This window comes from Flavobacterium sp. KY-23415, assembly GCF_055384985.1.
Genome location: NZ_AP044001.1, coordinates 3,416,523 through 3,438,750 on the forward strand (window position 1 = coordinate 3,416,523; position 22,228 = coordinate 3,438,750).

The following is a 22,228-nucleotide window of genomic DNA, read 5'->3' on the forward strand; positions in this document are numbered from 1 at the left end:
TGCTGAATTTATTTATCAAATATGATTCTACCATAAGCACCATATTTAGATTGTTTCTTACCATTAACTTCAAAAGAAACTAGTGAACAAAAATTCATTTTGGTTACTGCTGAATATTTTTCTTCGGTAATTACATTAAAATTATTTATATAGTAAACATCTTTATTGTTAAGTATTAATTTATAATTATGTTTTGTGTTTAACTCTTTTTCAAAAATTATATTTGTTTCACTAGGGTTTGGATTTTCAATATCAAGATGGCTTAATATAAATTTAGTCTCAATGCTATCTTGTTTATAACTATCGTCATCTTTATAAAAATATAGTTTGGCTTTCGTAATTGGTAAGTCTGATTTTTTCCAACCTTCAATGGTGATATAATTATGTAGTTTATAATCATCCCTAGAGCACTTTTTAGAATTATTACAGGATGTTAAAATGATTAACAGTGGTATTATATAATACATTTTCATTTTATTTCAATTTTAAGCATTCATAATAATTATTTTAGAATTTACTCATCAAATAGGATTTTAAGATAACGATAGTATCTAGTCTGTTTCTTACATATTCTCAGAAGTTTTGCTTCACTTTCCACTTGTATCAACAACTATATGCAATCTTGGACTATGATATGTATGTTTTGTTTCTATTTTGTTAATTTCGTAAGATTCTAAAAAACAAATACTATCTTCTCTAGAACCAATCATTACCGCTTCGGGGTATACCTTGAAATTACCTATATTATATTTTAAAGAATCTTTAATAATTAATTTGTAATATTTATTTGAAAGAATATGTTCTTCAGATAAAATATTAAGATTTTTAAAGTTTGATAATGTACTATCATCGTATACAATTACATTATCTATTTTTATTTTATTTATTTGTTGATTAAATAATGAATCATATTCATATAATTTAATATCTGACATTTTGATTCTAGATATTCCCCAATTGACAATTGTAATTTGATTTCCTAAATCAGAAGTATTACATTCTTTTTTCTTTTCACAAGATAATAATGTGAAAATTATCATATATATATATCTAATCATCACTTTAATTTTAAATAACCATAATAATTACTGATATATTGACTTTTTATTAATTGAATTTTTGGCATAATTTTTCCTGTTTTATTATTAATAGTATTATTTCTTAATTCCCCCCAAGTAAATACATTGAAGTTTATATTTGTTACATTGTCATAATCTGTTTCTCTTGTTCCATTATTAAGAATTTCGAGTCCTCCCTCATAAACTACCCAATGATATTCACCAAAATCGTCCAAAGAATAATTCTTTCCAGGTATTTCATCTACCATAGTTCCGTCAATAAGTAAGCATATTTGGTATCCATTTTTGAAATCTACATCAATATCTTTTTCAAGGATTCTTAATTTTTCATCAGAACCAAAAAAGTCTCTTAAATACGATTTATTAACTTTATAATAATCCATTTCAACATCTGTATAACCCAAAAGGTCTTTCCCTAATGGCTTCATTAATGTGGGCCAATTTATTGCCTCTGCATCTTGTCCTTTTTTGCCTTTATATAATAATTTACCAAAAAATGAACTTTCTTTACTTCTAACAGATGCCAAAGTCAACCAGTCAACTTCGGGCAATCTAGGGTGGTTTTTATCTTTATAGGGATTTACTGAATACATTTCAACAGCATCTTCATGGGGTTTTATAGTGTACTTGTTATATTTATATTCTCCCGTTCTAAAAAGTTCTTTTGCCAACTTAATATACCCTTTACCATCTTTTTTTGCTAATAGATAGAATAAACTAGCCATTCCACACAATGATGTTCCACCTTGATCAATTCTCCACGGTTCTTTTGCTCTTGCTTCTGCTTGTTCATGTACAACCATTCTATCAAACCATCTAAAACGATTGTGTTTCCAGACTTTTAGTTCCCCTTTCAGTTTTTGGATCGTTTATATAGGCTCTCACATATATATAACGACCACACATTTCCTTTTCATTGACAAAAAGTTTCATTATTTCCCCTTTGGCTTTAAGGTTTATCTCCTCCCACTTGTTTTTGGATAAATTATGATATTTAAACATCCAGTTTATCACTGACTTATTTTGCGGTTCCTTATCCACATAAGATTTTACCTTGAACTCATATGTTTTTCCGAAAACCATTCCTTTTTGTGTACCGCCAGATTTGTCATTTAAAGATCCGTCATCTAGAGCTGTAATTAATTCAATTTCTTTTACTTTAAATGTTTCGTTTGCTTTATCTTCATCATTCTTCGCTACAAAATCGCCAAACTTTTTACCACCTTCTTTACCATTAAAACGCACCTCGTCTGGAGATGTAAATTCTAAGTTCTCTTTTGTCGCTCTTATTGTTATTGTTTCGGCTTCTTTGTGCGATGTTCCGAAAATGGTTCGAACAATGTTTCCTCCTTCATTCATGGCTATTTCATATTAACTTTTTTGCCACTATTTACATTGACTTCTTTTGCACTTTCCACATGAATGGCTTCTTTACTGCTAACAACTGTTCCTTTTTCCATATTTTCTGTAATGGATTTAGCTTTGGAACTTCGTCCCATTTGGGCGGTTTCAAATATATTGCTAGCGGTTAAGCTATAGTCTTCATTGGCTAATTCGGTTATGCTTTCTCCTGCAATGGTATTGACATTTTTTTGAGCACTAGAAAACGATATTTCCTCCAGCATTATAGATGATGTTCTCTCCAGCATTTACAGTAAAGTTTTTTGGTGCATTAAAGTTGATGTTTCCGTTACCGTCCATAAGTACGGTATTGCCGCTTGGATCTTCTAAAAAGATGGAACTAGCAGCATCATCTATGATGATTTTACAACCACTTCTGGTTTGTATTACTTTTTATCATTACCTGAAGTTGCATAGGCACTTGATGCGTTACCATTATACATGGCTCCAAGCACAAAAGGTTTTTCGGCATTGCCTGCTTCAAAACCTACTAATACTTCTTCACCAATTTCGGGAATGAAATACATTCCTTTTCCGCCTCCTGCATGTGGGTTCACCATGCGAATCCAAGGGGTGTTCCCGTCTTGCCAAGCAAATGTTACTTGCACTCGGCCTAAGCCCGCAGGGTCATTATTGTCTGTAACAACAGCAGGTTGGGTGTCGGCGGTTGGGTGATTGTGTACATTACCATAGGGTGGTGCCAAAACACTCTCGGGAACTGCTTGAAAACTATTATGATAGGAACCCGATTCTTCACAAACATGTGTAATATCGGTAATTATATAGTTTCCAAAATTTTGTTCTTGCAGGCCATCTAATAGATTTCCTGTCATTGAAAAAGCAGGTTCTTGAATGGAAACAACATCTCCTATTCGCAAGCCTGTTTCATCACTATCGCCTTTTGCCGTGACTAAGTCTGCTGCACGCGATTGCAATTGTGTGGTTACTCTATCTATTAAATGTGTTCGTGCACTTCCCTCTTCAATAGGGTGTGTATAAAGCATTGTGGCATGGTCTGGAAAAAGCTTTTTCGATCTTTCATACATCACTTTTGCATAGCCCTCGGGTTGGTAATTTATTTCGGTTGCATTGGCTTTTTGTGTTTCTGCATTACTAGCATCATAACCCACATATTCAAAACCAAGTGGTTTGGTGCGCATTTCGATATTGAAACTGTGCAAGGAGCGACCATATTCTAAGGTGAAATTTTTAGATTTGGGTTGCCCAAAAACCAATTCTTCACCATTGTGATAAAACCATTGTCCTTTTTTTTGTGCCAATCTTGCCAAGAAACCAAAATCGCTTTCTCTATATTGCACTATATAGGGTAGGGTTGTATCGTTTTTATAGTAACTGCGGGTTGTATTTCTCTTTGCGGATAATTGCCTGTTACTTTTTTTATAATATCTGACAGTGAATTGTCTGAAAAAGATTGTGTTTTGGGTGTACCTTCCATGGCAATGGTTGGGCTATAACCATTAATGATAATACCTCCAGCCGCACCCGAAGTTCGTATCATTTGTGCTTCTGTAATGATTCCGTGAAACAGTAGCGGTGAAGTGGTTCTTAGACTGGAAGGTGCTATTTCTATTTTTATGTTTTGACCAATGTAGCTTTGTGATTTATCTAGCGCTTGACTCACAAATTCTTTTGGTAAGGGTTGTAGGATTGAAAAAGTGTGATGTGTGTGTACTTTTTGATGCAGTACTAACTTAGAAAATCGCGTAAGCAATTCGCCTCCTATATGGATGCGTATAGTGGTACTTATGGCCATGATGTTGTTTATTTGTTTTGTTGTGCTCAAATATACAAAAGTGTTTTTATTTATTGGTGTTTTTATTTATACTTTTTTGTAAAAAAAAACGTAGTTTTTATCGATTTGGTTTAAATGTCTTTCGATAGGTTATAAACTTGAAATGTCTTTAATGTTTTTGATTTATAGATGCTTTTTGAGTTAACTTGAATGAATTGGTATTAATGAAGTGTTTTTTATTCTCTTTTCTTTTAGGAAAAGGAAAATGCAAACATGTTTGTTTTTTTGTTGGTTTTATGATAATGTATTGCTTTTTTGGAAATAATTCAATAATGTACAGAAGTTTCTGTTTTTTTATACAGACTATGAATTAAAAAACTATTTGTTATTTATATTCTTACTTTGATTAAACTTCTATGTTTTGAACAATTTTGTATTATTTCAATCTATACAGATTTTTAGTTGTATTTTTTTTGAATGTGAGTAAGTTTTCATTTCTAAAAGTAAGTATGAACCTTATTTATTGTAATCCATGTCCGTACTAGCAATTGATTTTATAGATTTAAATTGCTCAAAAAAAAAAGTGGTAAGTTGTTTAATAATAGAAGACGATATAAATACTGTTAAATTGATTAAAACAGTGGGTAGCGAATTTTTTGAAATCTCTTTTTTCAATGTAAAAGAGAATCAAGAAGATGCTTTAGATTTAATATTAAGAGAGACTCCAGAGCTTATTATTTTAAATTTTGACTCTCAAAGGATAAATTTTGCCGAATTTTTGCTAAAACTTCATCAGATAGTTACAAATTATCCCTATATCATTGCTTTATCATTTGATCAAGGAAAAGCTTTTGAGGCATATAATTATGGATTTTCAGATTTTTTGAATAGCCCTTTAACAGAATTTTCAATTAGGATTTGTCTTTCTCGATATAAAAAAAAACACCCAATCAAACCGATTGAGACTATCTGCTTAAAAACGTATAAGGAATATCAGTATTTAAACATTGATGATATTCTTTATTTGAAGGCCGATAATAATACTACAGATTTTTATATGCTGAATGGTAGCGTCATTGGTGCCTATAAAACGTTAAAAGTTTTTGAGGATTTTTTACCTCAAACTTTTTTAAGAATTCATAAAAGTTTTATAATTAATAAGAAGTATATTTCTAGAATTCATTACGGAAAATCTATTTGTATTATTAGGAACGAGTTTAAAATTCCTTTTACTAAGACTTATATTGCTAATATAGATCTGGTTAATCAGTCGCTTTCGAAAAATACGATGCTAACATTAAATTAATTTCCCTATTAAAAACGTCTATTTCCCTAACAGACTAATAGGTTTCACTAAAACAAAGTGTTTTTTATTGTTTGTAATTAAATAGCAATGTATTTTAGCTAAAGAATATTCGTTGTGTTTTAAAAAACACATTTTAATTGTGCACAATTTTAAATTGCCATAGTCGTAAAAATTACGACATGGAAGATTATTGTTAAACATTAAAATTAAACATTATGAAAATCTTAAAAATCTTTTTTGCACTTTTTGTCCTATCAATTATTATAACTTCTTGCACAGCGGAAGCAGTAGAAGATAATCAAACTACTTCTGCAGACCAAGTCCAAGCTACAGGAGAGGAAGATGACTATATTAGTAACGGTAGTAAAGGCAATAATTAGTTGAATAGTTATAGTTACTAAAATATATTTTAGCCTCTAATGATTTCATTAGGGGCTTTTTCTTAAATTTGTTTAAAACATGAATTATTTGAAGTTTCAACGTATATATATTAAAATATTTATAGTATTGATTATAAGTGCTTTTATGCAAGCTTGTTTTGAAAAAGATAGAGCAAGTGTTAAGACAACCAATAGTATAAATGACAGCATTACAAATTGGATAAAAGCATCCAGAAATCAATCCTATACTGCAAAAGAAAGAAGAGATTATTTAGCAAAAGCCTATGAGTCTAATTTATCTTTAAAATTAGATTCTTTACACGTTAGGAATTTAAGTGCAATTTCTTATCAATGTTTAGCGCTTAACGATACATTATTATTTAAAAAGTATAATGAAGCAACGTTATCTATCGCAAAAAAAGTAAAAGATACATTTACAATGGGAGATGCACATTGGAATTTTGCGAGCTATTATAATGATAAACAAGTATATGATAGCGCATATTTTCATTTTAATAAGGCTTATAGTTTTTTCAATAAAATTGGTTACGTTAGTGAGTCTTCAAATACACTTTTTGGAATGGCATTTATAAAAGGGCGTTTTAAAGATTATGCAGGAAGTGAAGCTTTAACGTTTAAAGCTATTCAGAAGTTTAAAAAAAATGAAGATTATAAGTTCCTTTTCACATGTTATAATCATTTAGGACAGTTGCAAAAAGATATAAATGAATTTGATAGAGCCCTGTTTTATTATGAAAAGGCTTCGAGTTATATTAAAATGATTGAAGATGAAGATGCATTAAATGAAGTTATTCTCAATAATACTGCTAATATTTATATCAAGAAAAAGGAATATAGTAAGGCCTTAAAGTATTATAATAAAATACTAATTAGTAATGATTTTAAAAAACAGAGTATAATTCGTTATGCTAAAATTATTGACAACATTGCCTATTGTAGATTTTTAATGAGAGATACTCTAGATGTTGAAGCACAATTAAGAGAAGCTCTCAATATTAGAGATAGTTTAAATAATAAAGAAGGAATAGTTTTAAGTAAAATACGTTTAGCTCGTTATTATGCTTTTAAAAAAGATACTATAAGTGCTTTTCGTTTTGCAAATGAAGCCAATAGTTTAGCAAAAGATATTAAAAATAGTAGGGACTACATGGAGAGTTTATATTTATTATCTACTCTAAACAAAAAACAGTCATCAGAATATTTAAAAAAACATATTCATTTTAATGATAGTTTACAAATTGTAGAGCGTAAAACACAAAATAAGTTTGCTAGAATAGATTTTGAAACCGATGAATTCATAGAGGAAACTAAGCGTTTGTCTCAGCAAAAGATTTTTATTCTAGTAATGGGATCTGCATTAATTTTAATTATTGGGTTATTATATTTTTTGAGCATACAAAAATCTAGAACTGAAAAGTTACGATTAGAAAATGAACAGCAAAGAGTACAAGAACAAGTTTATTTATTAACTTTGAAAGAACAAGAAAAATTAGAAAGAGAAAAAATAAACGAACGGAATAGAATTGCAGAAGAGTTGCACGATGGGATTTTAGGTAAATTATTTGGAATTAGAGTTGGGCTTGGTTTTTTAGATATTGTTGCAAATGAAAACATAAAGGAAAAACACCAGTTCTATTTAGAAGAGTTACAGACCATTGAAAAAGAAATACGAGAAGTATCTCATAAATTAAGTGATAATTTTGATAATCCTCAAGTTGGTTTTCTAGACATTATTAGTCAGCTATTAGAATTTAAAAGTAAAATTGGAAAATTTGATTATTCACTAGAAGTAGATGAAAATATTAATTGGTGGAGTATAAGCGAAAAAATAAAAGAAAATTTAAATAGAGTGTTACGAGAGGCTTTGCAAAATATTATAAAACATGCTTTTGCAAAAAAGGTTGAAATTAATTTTTTTCTCAAAGAAGAAAGTTTGGTAATGATTATAAAAGATGATGGTGTTGGTTTTAAAATGAACAAAAAGAAAACAGGTATTGGGATAAAAAATATGGAGTCTAGGATTAAAAAATTAAATGGAGATTTTAATATTTACTCTGAACAAAATAAAGGTACAACTATAAAAATTCAAATTTCAATTTAAAAAATGGAAAAAAATATTTATTCGGTTCTTATTATAGATGATCATCCATTAATTGTTAGTGCCTATGAAACTGCGTTCAATTATTATAGAGAACAAAACGAGTCTGTTTTGTTCAACATTCAAACTGCTCAGGATTGTGATAGTGGTTTAGAGTTGATTAATGAGTTTTATAAAAATGGTAAACATTTAGATATTGTTTTTTTAGATATTAGGTTACCAACATCTAAGGATGGTAAAATGCTATCTGGTGAAGATTTAGGACTAAAAATAAAAAAGTTATTACCAGAGACAAAAATTATAGTTTCTACCACGTTTAATAATAACTATCGTATTCATAGTATTTTTAAAAGTTTAAACCCTGATGGGTTTTTAATAAAAAATGATATTACTCCGAAAGAGCTTATTGAATCTATTCACACAGTACTAAACGATCCACCTTATTACAGTAAAACAGTCGTGAAACTTTTGCGCAAACAAGTTGCAAACGAATTTTTATTAGACAACATTGATAGGAAGATTTTGTACGAATTATCAATTGGAACAAGAATGAAAGACCTTCCAGACATTCTGCCACTTTCAATTGCGGGAATTGAAAAAAGAAAAAGGCAACTTAAACACCTTTTTAATATAAAAAGTTCTGATGACAAGGAGTTAATACATGTGGCTAAAGACCAAGGTTTTATATAGTAGAACTAGTCTTTATTCTAAAAAAGGACACTATCTTAAAAAGTGTGTAAGTTATAAATAAAGGGTTTGACTTTTTAAGTAAAGTTAAACCTTTTTAGATTTCTATTATGAAAAGCTACCTTATTTTTGGTTTTTTTATTTTGTTTCATAATGTATTATTTACAACACTAGATCTACGTTTTTTCATAAAATTTTCCTGTATCTCAAATCCTAATTCCAAATGCAATGTGTTGTTTTTGATAAAGTGTTGTTAATTAGTGATTTAAGTAAATATTAAATTATACTTAGTTAAAAGAAAGGATTGTCCTTACTTTCTGTATGTTATAGGTTTTATAATTTTAAAAATAACATACTACTTTTAAACCACTTAAAACAGACTTTTATAGAGAATACTTCATGTGAGTGAGGGAAGCGAAGCTGTATTTTTAATTTAAATCAATTTACTACTATGAATTTTAACAATGCTTGGTATGTCTTATATGTCAAATCGCGTTGGGAGAAAAAAGTTTATGAATCGTTAAAAGACATTTCAATAGAAGCTTTTCTTCCACAAGTTAAAGCAATTCATCAGTGGAGTGATAGAAAAAAAACAATTCTTAAGCCGCTTTTCCCCTCATATGTTTTTTTAACCGTTAATTCCTCTTTAGAATTTCATAAAGCATTATCTGTAAATGGGGTATGTGCCTATGTTCGTTTTGGAAAAGATTATGCACGAGTAACAGAAAAAGAAATTAATCAAATAAAGTTGCTAATTGAGGATAAAAATGTAACAGATATTGAAATTAATGTGGAGCTTCCTAAAATTGGAGAAGTAAAAAAAATTAATTACGGACCTCTTAATGGTTTGGATTGTGAAGTTATTGAAGCAAAAAATCACAATAAAATTATTGTTAGAATTGATTCTTTACAACAGAATATTATTGCAACAATTCCTTTTCACGTTTTATCGGAGTCACCAATCGTGTAAATAATAAATTTATAAATCAAATCTATTAAACAAATAATAGTAAAAGCATGTAAATCTATTTACTAGTTATCTATGAAAATAGAAGAACTATAGCAACATCTGTAATAGCTTAGAACAAAAGTAATTAAGAGTTTCTATATCTTAAGCAATGAAATACTCTTAATTGGAGAGTATAAAATTGTGAAGGATATTGAAGTTATAACAGATGGATTCTTTTGCCCCTCCTTATGAAAAATATACTTCTTCTCTATTCGAGAATACAAGAAAAACAACAGGCTTCTTTGCTTCAAAACTGTTTGGGTTTATTTTCTGATGAAATTCAGGAAAAAATTCTACAATTTAGAAGATGGCAAGATATTCAACTAACACTTTTAGGAAAGTTATTGTTATTGGAAGGAATGTCGAGATTAAATGAATTGAAACTTGGATCATTGTGTTATACAGAATGTAATAAACCGTATTTTCAAGATAGTAATGTTGAATTTAATATTTCTCATTCTGGGAATATAGTAGTTTGTGTTATTACAAAAAAACATAATACTATTGGGGTTGATATTGAAAGAATTCAACCAATAAAAATAGAAGATTATAAAAGTCATTTAACAGAATATGAGGATGATATTATATCTAGTTCTGAAATGCCATCAAAAGCTTTTTTTAAATATTGGACTCAAAAAGAAGCCGTTTTAAAGGCTCATGGTTCTGGTTTGATAATTCCATTACAGTCTTTCGAAATTAGAAATGATAGCGCTCAGATAGATGACAAAATTTTTTATGTTATTGAAATACTTTTAAATAATGATTACAGTTGCCATGTTGCTTCAACACACAAATTAAGTTCAAATGATATTGAAGTAGATTATGTGGATATTAATAGATTGATTAATTATAATAATGAATCTCTATTAGATAGTAAATTATAATTTTTTCGGGTAAGAATTTAATAAAGAAAATCCCTGTTTAGTTTAAGAACCCATTATATCATTTATTTTCAATTTTTAGCTTTAAAGGAATAAAAGGATAGTAGTTTCATTATTCTTCATTGAACGCTATATCTTTTTTATCCTCAAAATAAGAAACTTATTGAGACAAAGCATTAAATAACAATTCAAATTCATTAATCAATCCCTTTAAATAAATTAGCTATGATAAATAATATCTTAGAGAAAATTGGCAATACGCCATTAATTGCACTTAGAAACAATGATGAACCAAATTTAAATGTTTTTGCAAAACTAGAATTTTATAATCCCACAGGAAGTGTTAAAGATCGAGCGGCTTCATACATTATTAATAGTTTGTTAAATCAGGGAGTTATAAATTCAGAAACAACAATCATAGAGTCTTCTTCTGGCAATTTTGGAATTTCATTATCTGCTTATGCCAAACAAAAAGGGTTAAAATTTATTTGTGTAATAGATAATACTACCTTACCCGTCAATGAAATGATGATTAGATTGCAAGGAGCAGAGGTAATAAAAATATCAGAACCAGATGAACGTGGAGGTTATTTATTGAATAGAATTAGAAAAGTTAAAGAAATTGTCGAAAATACCGATAATATATACTGGGTAAATCAATATGAAAATCCATTAAATGCGCAAGCCTATTATAACTCACTTGGGAATGAAATTTGTCTAGAAATACCAAGACAAAAATTAGATTATTTATTTATGGGAGTAAGTTCTGGAGGAACAATAACAGGAGTCTCTCAAAAAGTAAAGAAACAATATCCAAACGCAAAAATTATTGCAGTAGATGTGGAAGGATCTGTAATTTTCGGAGGACAATCTAGAAAACGATTTATACCCGGTATAGGTTCAAGTTTAAGACCCAAAATATTAGATTCCGCACAAATAGATGATGTGATAACTGTTGATGAAAGAGAAACGGTGAGTGCTTGTATTGAATTATTAGAAAAATATAATATATACGCTGGAGGCTCTTCTGGATCTGTTTATGCTGCTGTGAATAAATATTTCCAAATGCATAAAGTTGATAAACCAGTTAACATAATGTGTGTTTTTGCAGATAAAGGAGAAAGATATATAACGACGATATATAATCCTGAATGGCGTGAGATGATTGAGTCTTATAATTTGACACTTGCCTAAATCATCAATTATAAGTCTTCTAGGAAAGATTGTTACTATAAATTTTTTCAATACTCATTTTTGCATCCCATTCTAGTTTTTGCAGGTAAATAAACCTGCATTTGACTACTATTTTGCTACAATTGTTCCTAAAATAAACTAATCTGGATAATAAATAATAAACTCTTTAAAAAATAAATTAATACAAGATGATATACTTAAATGATAAAAACGTTCGAGAATTAAACTTAGATTGGAATAATAATATTAAGGTAATTGCAGATGCAATTAATTGTCTAAGTTTAAATGATTCAGCACAACCAATTAAACCCTATTTGCGTTATGGGAATGCTAAAAATAGAATAATAGCTATGCCAGCATTTGTTGGGGGTAATATCAATAAGGCTGGTATTAAATGGATTGCAAGTTTCCCAGATAACATTAATAAAGGAATCGCAAGAGCACATAGTGTTATAACCTTGAACGAAGCGGAAACAGGTATTCCTGTTGGTGTTATAAATAGTGGAGCTATTTCAGCAATTAGAACAGCATCTGTAAGTGGCTATATTATGAAATTATTCATAGAACAACGAAAGTCACAAAATTTAAAAATAGGTATTATTGGTTTTGGTCCAATTGGACAAATGCATTTGGCAATGTGTAATGCCATACTTGGTGAAAATATTGAAAGCATAATGCTTTATGATTTAAAAGGTGTAGATAGAGATTTAATCGATGTAAATTTAAATAAAAAAGTTACTGTTGTTTCTAGCTGGGAAGAAGCCTATGCCGATGCTGACATATTTATTACATGTACAGTATCTAATGATCGATATATTGATAAACAACCCAAAGCTGGTTCTTTGCATTTAAATGTTTCTTTGAGAGATTATAAGTCGGAAGTATTCCCTTGGTTTTCAAAGGCTATAATTGTTGATGATTGGGATGAAGTGTGCAGAGAAAATACAGATATCGAAATGTTTCATAAAACTAATGCGTTACAAAAAGAAGCTGTGATAGAAATTAAAAATCTTTTAACGGAAGAGTATTTTTCCTCGTTAGATAACGAACAAGCTTTTATGTTTAATCCTATGGGAATGGCAATTTTTGATATTGCTATAGCAAATAATTTTTTAAAATTGGCAGACCAGCGAAAAATTGGTGTCTTGCTTGAAGATTAATTTTTTGAAAAACACATTTGATTTGTTTTCTCGAAAATCAGATAACATTTCTTATTCTAATTTGTTGATCAGGATGGATATTTATAATTAAAAAATCAAAATAATATTAACAACTCTAAAGAAAAACTTGATGGAAAAAACAGTTTTCACAATTAAAATATTAATTACAGTACTTGCTTTAATTGGTGTTGTATACTCAACAATAGCAATTATTCAAATGAAAAATAAAAAGCGGAAAAAAGACATATCTCTTGCGAAAGCGACAGATTATTTTTTAGGTTTTGTAGCCATTTTGCCTTTGTTTTTATTCTTATACATTTTGCCAATTGCAATGTTTGATGAAAATTTTTGGAACATTCAGTCTGAAACATATCTTGCCTTAGGTAATGCTATTAAATTATTAGGAATTGTAGTGTCAGCATTTTATTTTTTAACCAGAGTCACTTTATTTTTTCCACACAAGAATGAATACCAAAACGTTCTTTCATCATTACTTCTCATGTCATTAATTCCTGGAATTGCAAATGCATTGATTGTGATGATTATTGGAGAATTTGTGGGAGGAAATACAGAAACTAAATATTTATTAATGTTTTTCACATTAGCCACATATTTTTATATAGTAACAATTAGACTTAGTAAAAGAAAAACGGCTTATTTAGGTTCTTTAGTTGCAAAAAGTTTCAATTCAATGATTCTTAAGAATGTGTTTAAAATTCCATTTCAGAAATATGAAAAAATTGAAAGTGGAAAAATTTATACTATTTTGGATAGAGACATTGGTGACATATTTTATTTCTCGCAAGTTGCTATTCATATCTTCTCTCACATGCTAACAGCAATCATCATATTTATATACCTCTTCACTTTAGACATTTTAAATGCTTCTGTTCTAGTTGGTTCAATGGCTTTTGTTTTTGTTCTTTATAGTTTTTTAGGAGCTCCTTTAAATAATGCTATTTTAGATGCTAGAGATAAAAGAGAAAGTTTTACAAATTTAGTTACTGGGTTGGTTAATGGTTTTAAAGAGTTAGTATTGCATAATATTAAACGTGTTGAGTATCATAAAGATATGGAAGAAAGAAATGCTACTCTTTATCAATATCAGCTTAAAGCAGCTTATATCGAAATAAATAAGACGCTTCTTTCAGAACTCTCTTTTACGGTTGCTGTTGGGGCTACCTGTTTAGTTTCGCCAATGATTTTTGAATTTGATAAAAGACTGATTACAACTTTTGTTGTGGGAACACTGTATTTGTGGGGACCTTTTAATAATATGTTAGCAGGAATACCAGGAATTATTAACGCAAAAATTGCTTGGCAAAGAATTAGAGAATTTCTTAAAGACACAGACACAAAAGATATGCTACTTTCTGAAGACGAAGTTGCTTTTAATGTTTCGTCTGTTGAAAAATTGGAAGTGAAAGATGTGTATTTCAATTATGAGAAAACCGATCAACGAGAAGAAAATACCTATGGAATTGGACCTATTAATTTTGAAGTTTCCCAAGGTGATATAGTTTTTATAATTGGAGGGAATGGTAGTGGAAAAACAACTTTTTTAAAGACATTAACTGGACTTTATCCTGCTGAATCTGGCCAAATTTTAGTTAATGATAAACCAGTAGATCCAAAAATGCTTGGAGAACATTTTTCAGTAATTTATAGTGATTTTTATCTATTCAAAAAAATATATGGTATTAAGACAGAGCGTTTAGATCAAGTATATGAATGGTTGGAAATGTTTGGACTTTTGGATAAAGTAACAATTAAAGATGGAGCATATAGTACTATTGATCTTTCTAAAGGACAGCGTAAACGATTGGCAATTTTAAAATCTTATTTAGAAGATCGCCCTATCTATTTCTTCGACGAATGTGCAGCTGATCTTGATCCGGATTTTAAAGATTTCTTCTATAATGAATTGCTTGTGAAAATGAGAAATGAAGGTAAATTATTAATAGTAATTACCCATGATGACAAATATTTTTATGTAGCAAACAAAGTCTATAAAATGGAAATGGGAACAATTTTAGAACTTGAAAGTAACCTGATATAGTTATTTCTCAATTTCGTTTCACGTTTTAAAAAAACAAGCAAATAATTATTAAAATATATAACAATTTGAAAAATAATTTTTAGCATAGATTATATATCAGAAATTTAAAAATAAAACTACCAAAATGGTTTTATATTATATGATTTTCTATCTGTAACTTTTTGGAACCTCCTTTTATATTGTCTTTCAAGACATCTATAATTGATTGTTTATTTTTTTACAATCTATTTAGAGAGTATAATTTTCAATATTTCTGATTAAAATTGTATCTTCTTACTCATGATTTAAAAAAAATCTTAATTGAATTTTCAATATGTGAATTAAATCTAATTGAGGAATTAAAAGTTGCTAAGAAAAATTATTATTTCATTTTTGTTTAGTATTCCATCTTCATTTTTTAATATTCCAATTGTGATTAAAGATTATTCTATATTATTCAGCAATTTAAATTAGAAAATATAGTTGGTAAAGACTTAAATAATGATTGCTTTATTATTTGTAATTTTTATGTTAAAAACTACTATTTCTATACTTTGAAATAGACTAAGTACCCTAATCTCACTTTTTAAATAAATTACAAAAGCGTAAAACCTACTAATTGTTTTACAGTGAATATTGTGCATGCTTAAAAATGTAAGGATTGTTTTTCAATGCATGATAATGAAATTTTGCTATAAAAAATATTACTAAGGTTAAAATATTAGTATGTGGGCTATAGCATAATCTATTCATTTGAACATTTGCTTCATTTAGGAATTTCATATTCCATTACAAAAATAAAATAGCATTGTTCCAAGTGGTTTTAAATTAAAAAAAGTATTAAAAAAAAATAATTATTTAAATTATGAATACTAAAAATCAACCAATAGCAATTGTAGGTATAGGGTGTAAATTCCCTGGATCAAGTTCATCTGCGGAGAAGTTTTGGGAAATGATGATGAATGAAACAGATGCTATTATAGACGTTCCTCATGACAGATGGGATAGTAAAAAATATTACAGTAAAAATGATGCAAAACCTGGAAAAATAAGAGCACATCAAGGGGGATTCCTTACAGAAAATACCTTTGAGTTTGATTCTTTGTTTTTTGATATGTCACCAAGAGAGTCAGAATCTTTAGATCCTCAGCAACGAATGCTTATGGAAGTTGCTTATGAAGCTTTAGAAAATGCTGGAATGACATTAGAAAGTGTTAAAGGTAGCAATACGGGTGTATTTGTTGGAGGGTTTATGCTCGATAACTTATTGATACAAACATCATCAAAGAATAGGTATCATATTAATTCACATACCATTAGCGGTGTTGCAATGACTATGTTATCTAATAGATTATCTTATGTTTTTGATTTAAAAGGGCCATCCTTAACGATTGATACAGCATGTTCGTCTTCATTAATAGCTGCTCACTATGCCTGTCAAAGTATTTGGAATGGAGAATCATCAATGGCAATGGTTGGTGGTGTAAATTATATGCTTTCACCCGATAGTTCTGTTCTAATGAGTAAGGGGAAATTTCTTTCAAAACACAGTCGTTGTAAAGCTTTTGATAAAGATGCAGCAGGTTATGTTAGAGGGGAAGGAGCTGGTATTGTAATATTAAAACCACTTAAAGATGCTATAAAAGATAATGATAGAATTTATGCTACAATTGTTGGAACTGGAGCAAATCAAGATGGTAGAACTAACGGAATTACTGTCCCTAATCCAGATTCTCAATTGGAATTAATTCGTAAAATATATAAGGAAAATAGTATAGACAGAAATAAAATACATTACGTAGAAGCGCATGGAACTGGAACTGCGGTAGGAGATCCAATAGAGTTTAAAACTTTAAATAAAGCCCTTTCTGAGCATGGTAATAGAGATTCTAAATGTTTATTAGGTTCTGTAAAAACAAATATTGGTCATTTAGAAGCCGCTTCAGGTATTGCAGGACTTATAAAAACTGCATTATGTCTTAATAATAATAAAGTTCCGCCGAACTTACATTTCAAGAATCCAAACCCTGCGTTAAACTATGAAGAAAGTAATCTAAAGATCCCGACAAGTATCACATCCTTACCAGAGGGTGAAGATTCATATGCTTCTATTAATTCTTTTGGTTTTGGAGGAGCAAATGCACATCTGGTATTAAAACAATATAATACTAGTGTTGCAGAAATTAATGAAAACAAAATAAAAAAGGATCAATTCCTATTTCCAATTGGTGCTAAAAGTATACCAGCGCTTAAAGAACTTGCTTCAAAATATAAAGAGTATATTTTAAACAACGAAGATAAGTTTGAACAAGTACTCAGTAACGTTATTTATAGAAGAAGTAACCATCAGGAACGGTTAACTATTTTTGCAACTTCCAGAGAAGATCTTATTGAAAAATTAGAGGCATATGAAGAAGACATTTTATTAAAAGGTGTGCATCAAGGAAGTTCCTTAGATAAAAAGCCAAAAATAGTTTTTGTATATACTGGTATGGGACCTCAATGGTGGAGAATGGGAAGAGAACTCATGGAAACTGAACCTGTTTTTAAGAATGCAATAAAAGAGTGTGACGCTGAGTTTTTTGCTATTTCAGGTTGGTCTATTTATGAAGAACTATTAAAACCAGAGGAAAGTTCAATTATTAAAGAAACAAATGTTGCTCAACCAGCAAACTTTGTTATTCAAGCAGCACTCACGCAATTACTTGCCCATTATGGTGTTACTCCAGATGCGGTTGTGGGACACAGTGTTGGTGAAGTTGCGTCTGTATATGCATCTGGTGCTTTATCATTAAAAGAGGCACTGATTGTGAGCTATTATAGAAGTAAATTGCAACATTTGTTAACGCAAGGAAAAGGAACTATGTTGGCTGTTGGGCTTTCAGAATCTGTTGTACTAGATAGTATTAGCTCTTATGAAGATGTGTCAATCGCAGCTATTAACGGTCCAACTTCTATAACCATATCGGGTAATGCGGATTCACTGAATGAATTGCATGCAAAGTATAATGAAATGGGGGTATTTAATCAATTATTAGATGTAAGTGTTCCTTATCATAGCCCAATAATGAAATTAGTTAAAGAACAATTATTAGATTCTTTAAAAACTATTAGAGGAAACAAATCAAACATTGCTCTATATTCTACCGTAACAGGACATTTAATCGAAGGAGAACAAATAGATAATAATTATTGGTATGACAATGTGCGTGAACCAGTCTTGTTTTCAAAGTCAATAGAAACAATTCTAAAAGATGAGTATAAAGTTTTTGTAGAGGTAGGACCTCATCCTGTACTGAAAAACTCAATACTTGAATGTCTTAATAACAGAAAAGATTGCCATATATTACAAACATTAAACAAAAGAGAAGGGGAACAAATTAACTTTTTTGAAAATCTTTCAAAACTTTATACACTAGGTTATCCAATTGCTTGGAATAACTGGATTGATAAGTTACCGTTTATGCCTCTACCTACTTATCCTTGGCAAAAAAAACATTTATGGAGAGCGTCTATGACACTTTCTCAAGATAAATTTAATGGTAGTTTATCTTTCAGGGAAAAAGTTAATAGTCCTTTAAATGCCTATGTCTATGAATTAAATGAGTATCTTTTTCCTTTTTTAAATGATCACATTGTTCATGGAAAAGTTGTTTTTCCTGGTGCAGGATATATTGGTGTTGCAATAGATATGTTTCAACATGATATAAGCCAAAAAGTGCCTTTCATGTTAGAAAACATACAATTTCTTCAGGTACTAGTCATAGATGAAGATGAAATTCAAAAATTACATATCTCTATGCATCCTCAAAACGGTAAATATAGTCTTCAAAGTAAAAATGGAGATGAAGAGGCCTATTGGACAGAAGTTTCTTCTGGGAAGTTTGCTATAGGAAATTTTGAAGAGAAGACTCCTGTTATTGCTATAAAAGACATAATGGAACGTTTAGATACTATTATAAGCGAAACAGATGTTTATGATAGATTGAGTGAATCAAAACTTGATTATGGACCTCATTTTAGATGTATTAAAGAAATAAAACAAGGAAAAGAAGAATTGATTGCTACAATCAAAATTCATGAAGACATGGTTGAATCTTCTCAGGATTATTTCATTCATCCCACATTACTCGATGCTTGCTTCCAAACAACAATTGCTCTTGTAAGTAAGGACGTTGTGCCAGTATCAATCAATAAAGTTCAATGCTATGCAAAACCTAAACATGAAATATTTTGTCATTCTGTATTAAAATTTGCTGATGACAACTGTATTATTGCAGATTTAACTATCTGTAATGAATTGGGAGATGTTTTAATGTTCTTAGAAGGATTTAAATGTAAACAACTTGTTAAAAATGAATCCCAGACAGATGAAGTGTTAACAAAAAACTTATTCGAAACTAAGTGGATACAGGAAGAAAGAATTTTAGACTATAATGAAGTTCCAAAAGATAGTCTAACCTATATTTTTACTAACGATTATGTAACTAATTTGCCTTTTCAAGAATTATTGAAAGGAAATAAAATCACACTAGAATTAGGAAGTGAATATAAAGAACTAGGTGAAAATCATCATGTAATAAATTTAGAAGATAAAAATGCACTTAGTTCTATATGGAATGATGATTATAAAGAAGTTAACATTGTTTTGATGCCATCTGTTGGTTTTCATCCCATTGAAAATCAATTGCAGATGAGTGAAAAGTGTTTACATCAAATAATGCCACTTTTTAATATTGTTAAGTTTTTGTCTCAAAAAAATGATATTAAAATTAAATTATCCATTCTTACTAAAGCAAGTCAAATGGCTATCGAAGGTGATATAGTATCATCCTTAGAGGATAGTGCACTTCATGGAATGGGAAGATTAATTGTAAATGAGTTTTCTAATTGTCAAGTTCAAATGATAGATATTGAAGATAGTCTATCTCGCGAGGCTACAGAAAATATGTGGGAAACAGTTGCAAACATTATCAATAATAGTCATGCTCCTTTTGAAGAAATAGCTATTAGAAATGGTGATATTTATCATAAGAAAATGGTGAATTTAGAGATTGATGAGAAAAACAAGTTAAAAACAATCAACTTTGATTCAAAATCACTCAAATTAAAAAATCCTACGACACCTGGATTTGAAAATTTACTCTTTGAAAATCTACAACGTCGAGAGCCGAGACCAAATGAAATTGAAATCTTAGTTAAAAATACTGTATTTAGTGATTTTGATTGTCAAAAACTGGATAACAAAATTACAGATGAGCTTATTGAAGGTACATTTGCTGGAAAAAACTTAGGTTGTGAATGTTCAGGAACAATTGTAAGAGTAGGCTCTGAAGTTACTAATTTTAAAGTAGGAGATAACGTATTAGCATTAGCTTCAGGCACTTTTCAATCGTTCGCTGTAACTTCGGAACATCTAGCAATAAAATGTTCTTCTAACTTAGATATTGCAGAATCGGGTCTGCTTTTGAGTTACTTGACTGCTATTTATTGCTTGAGAGATAAGGCTGGTTTAGGAAAAGATGATACTATACTTATTCAAAATGCTACTGACGCCATCGGTTTAGCTGCAATTAATTATGCCAAACATGTTGGAGCAGAAATTTTTGCCACAACGAACTCTACTGATAAAAATTCATTATTACAATCATTAGGAGTGAGTCATATTTATAATTCTGATAATTTAGATTTTCCAGCTCAAATAAAATCTGTTACAAATGGTAAGGGAGTTAATGTAGTTTTAAGTTCTCAATCTGGAGAAATAGCTTTTCAGAATTTTTCATGCTTGGCACCTTGCGGAATTTATGTAGATATCAGTAAAAAAGATATTATTGGTAATACTTCTATAGATATGAAGTTTTTTAATCATAATCTATCTTATATCGCAGTTGATATTGATAAAATGCTGATTGAGAAAAAGGAAAAAATAGCTAATCTCATGAAGGATTTATTAAATTATTTAGAAACAGGTGTATTGTCGTCTTTACCTGTGACTGTTTTCTCAGTTAATAATATTTATGAAGCATTTAATCAAATTAAATATAATAAACCACTTGGGAATGTTGTAATTGATTTTTCGGATCAACCAGTTCAAGTTATTAATACTAATGAAAGTAGTATAAAAGCTAATGGAACTTATTTAATTACTGGAGGAACTAGAGGTCTTGGATTAGTGATAAGTAAATGGCTTGTTGAAAAAGGAGCTAAAAATCTTGCACTACTTAGTAGAAGCGGATTAAAAACTGAAAACGCTATAGTTGAGGTTGAAAAAATGAAGAAGAAAGGAGTTAATGTTAAAGTATATACTGCTGATATTGCTAAGTTGGATGAAGTGCAACAGGTATTTAATAGTATAAAAGAGGACTTACCAACTCTCACTGGAATTTTTCATGGTGCTATGGTCTTAGATGATGGCTATCTTTTAGATATGGATGAAGATAGATTTAGGAAAGTGCTACAACCAAAAGTAGATGGAGCGATGCATCTTCATCATTTAAGTCAGGGAATGAATCTCGATAATTTTGTAGTATTTTCTTCAATATCTTCATTAATTGGAAACATTGGTCAAGCAAACTATGTAGCTGCTAATGCTTTTTTAGATGCCTTTGCTCATTGGAGAAAATCTATGAATTTGGCAGTAACTACAGTAAATCTTGGAGTGTTAAAAGAATCTGGTGTTGTTTCTAGAAATGAAAATATAGAAAAAATCCTAGAAGGTACAGGAATTCATGGTTTTACTGATAAACAAGTAATGCAAGGAATTGATTTTATAATTAAAGAAAAGCCAACACAACTTGGGTTTTTCGATCTAAATTGGAGTGTAATCTCAAAAAGTTTTGGAAAAAGTGGGATAGCACTTTTTAGTGAAATTGATAAACTGCACACAAATGAAGAGGTAACCCTAACTGAAATTCAGGCAACTAATAGGGAAAAAATTGCAAACTTAGATCCAACTGCTCAACACGAATTTATACAAACACTATTAAAAGAACAATTAGGAAAAATTCTGAGAATTCCAATTGCAAGTATAAAATCGGATAAAGGAATAAATTTATTAGGAGTGGATTCAATTTTAACCATAGAATTCATGAGAATGATTAAAGAGAGCCTTGCCGTAGAAATTGCACCAATAGAATTTCTTACAGGACCATCCGTGAGACAATTATCTAGTAAAATAATCGAAAATTCCTTTCAAATAGTAAGTGAGGAATTGGTTTAATC

Annotated in this window: 17 protein-coding genes; 10 read left to right on the forward strand and 7 right to left on the reverse strand. The window is 29.6% G+C overall.

Annotated features, from left to right (window positions below; genetic code table 11):
• Positions 1–8: 8 nt before the first annotated feature.
• From ACZ49Z_RS14980 to ACZ49Z_RS15010, 7 genes are all read right to left on the reverse strand, one after another.
• Positions 9–473, reverse strand: coding sequence for a hypothetical protein (locus ACZ49Z_RS14980; RefSeq protein ID WP_464305110.1), 465 nt, complete (start codon positions 471–473; stop codon positions 9–11).
• A 114-nt stretch (positions 474–587) separates the two neighbouring features.
• Entirely contained in the window at positions 588–1,058 is a 471-nt protein-coding gene (locus tag ACZ49Z_RS14985; protein ID WP_464305111.1) for a hypothetical protein, read from the reverse strand.
• Positions 1,058–1,882 (reverse strand): hypothetical protein, encoded by an 825-nt coding sequence (locus ACZ49Z_RS14990; RefSeq protein WP_464305112.1) that lies wholly within the window; start codon positions 1,880–1,882, stop codon positions 1,058–1,060. The genes ACZ49Z_RS14985 and ACZ49Z_RS14990 overlap by 1 nt, the downstream gene beginning before the upstream one ends.
• 13 nt (positions 1,883–1,895) lie before the next feature.
• A complete protein-coding gene (locus tag ACZ49Z_RS14995; RefSeq protein WP_464305113.1) occupies positions 1,896–2,438 on the reverse strand; it encodes a hypothetical protein in 543 nt (180 codons plus the stop codon).
• Positions 2,439–2,440: 2 nt separating this feature from the next.
• On the reverse strand, positions 2,441–2,728 hold the full coding sequence (locus tag ACZ49Z_RS15000; protein WP_464305114.1) for a hypothetical protein: 288 nt from the start codon (positions 2,726–2,728) through the stop codon (positions 2,441–2,443).
• 138 nt (positions 2,729–2,866) lie between these two features.
• Positions 2,867–3,799, reverse strand: a complete 933-nt coding sequence (locus ACZ49Z_RS15005) for a phage baseplate assembly protein V (protein WP_464305115.1) — start codon at positions 3,797–3,799, stop codon at positions 2,867–2,869.
• Complete coding sequence (locus tag ACZ49Z_RS15010) at positions 3,799–4,254, reverse strand: hypothetical protein (protein WP_464305116.1); 456 nt, start codon at positions 4,252–4,254, stop codon at positions 3,799–3,801. Before ACZ49Z_RS15010 ends, ACZ49Z_RS15005 begins: the two co-directional genes overlap by 1 nt.
• Positions 4,255–4,765: 511 nt before the next feature.
• Here ACZ49Z_RS15010 and ACZ49Z_RS15015 point away from each other — a divergent pair.
• From ACZ49Z_RS15015 to ACZ49Z_RS15060, 10 genes are all read left to right on the forward strand, one after another.
• Positions 4,766–5,539, forward strand: coding sequence for a LytR/AlgR family response regulator transcription factor (locus ACZ49Z_RS15015; RefSeq protein ID WP_464305117.1), 774 nt, complete (start codon positions 4,766–4,768; stop codon positions 5,537–5,539).
• A 215-nt stretch (positions 5,540–5,754) separates the two neighbouring features.
• Positions 5,755–5,919: a hypothetical protein gene (locus tag ACZ49Z_RS15020; protein WP_464305118.1), complete on the forward strand. Its 165-nt coding sequence runs from the start codon at positions 5,755–5,757 to the stop codon at positions 5,917–5,919.
• Positions 5,920–5,998: 79 nt separating this feature from the next.
• Positions 5,999–8,041, forward strand: coding sequence for a tetratricopeptide repeat-containing sensor histidine kinase (locus tag ACZ49Z_RS15025; protein ID WP_464305119.1), 2,043 nt, complete (start codon positions 5,999–6,001; stop codon positions 8,039–8,041).
• Positions 8,042–8,044: 3 nt separating this feature from the next.
• Positions 8,045–8,728: a response regulator gene (locus ACZ49Z_RS15030; protein WP_464305120.1), complete on the forward strand. Its 684-nt coding sequence runs from the start codon at positions 8,045–8,047 to the stop codon at positions 8,726–8,728.
• A gap of 448 nt (positions 8,729–9,176) precedes the next feature.
• On the forward strand, positions 9,177–9,695 hold the full coding sequence (locus tag ACZ49Z_RS15035) for a UpxY family transcription antiterminator (RefSeq protein WP_464305121.1): 519 nt from the start codon (positions 9,177–9,179) through the stop codon (positions 9,693–9,695).
• 227 nt (positions 9,696–9,922) lie between these two features.
• On the forward strand, positions 9,923–10,618 hold the full coding sequence (locus ACZ49Z_RS15040; RefSeq protein WP_464305122.1) for a 4'-phosphopantetheinyl transferase family protein: 696 nt from the start codon (positions 9,923–9,925) through the stop codon (positions 10,616–10,618).
• Between the two features lie 222 nt (positions 10,619–10,840).
• The gene (sbnA, locus tag ACZ49Z_RS15045; protein ID WP_464305123.1) at positions 10,841–11,809 is read left to right on the forward strand and encodes a 2,3-diaminopropionate biosynthesis protein SbnA; all 969 of its coding nucleotides are present in this window, start codon (positions 10,841–10,843) and stop codon (positions 11,807–11,809) included.
• A 188-nt stretch (positions 11,810–11,997) separates the two neighbouring features.
• Positions 11,998–12,969, forward strand: coding sequence for a 2,3-diaminopropionate biosynthesis protein SbnB (locus tag ACZ49Z_RS15050; protein ID WP_464305124.1), 972 nt, complete (start codon positions 11,998–12,000; stop codon positions 12,967–12,969).
• 130 nt (positions 12,970–13,099) lie between these two features.
• On the forward strand, positions 13,100–15,028 hold the full coding sequence (locus tag ACZ49Z_RS15055; RefSeq protein ID WP_464305125.1) for a cyclic peptide export ABC transporter: 1,929 nt from the start codon (positions 13,100–13,102) through the stop codon (positions 15,026–15,028).
• 844 nt (positions 15,029–15,872) lie between these two features.
• On the forward strand, positions 15,873–22,226 hold the full coding sequence (locus tag ACZ49Z_RS15060; RefSeq protein WP_464305126.1) for a type I polyketide synthase: 6,354 nt from the start codon (positions 15,873–15,875) through the stop codon (positions 22,224–22,226).
• Positions 22,227–22,228: the final 2 nt, after the last annotated feature.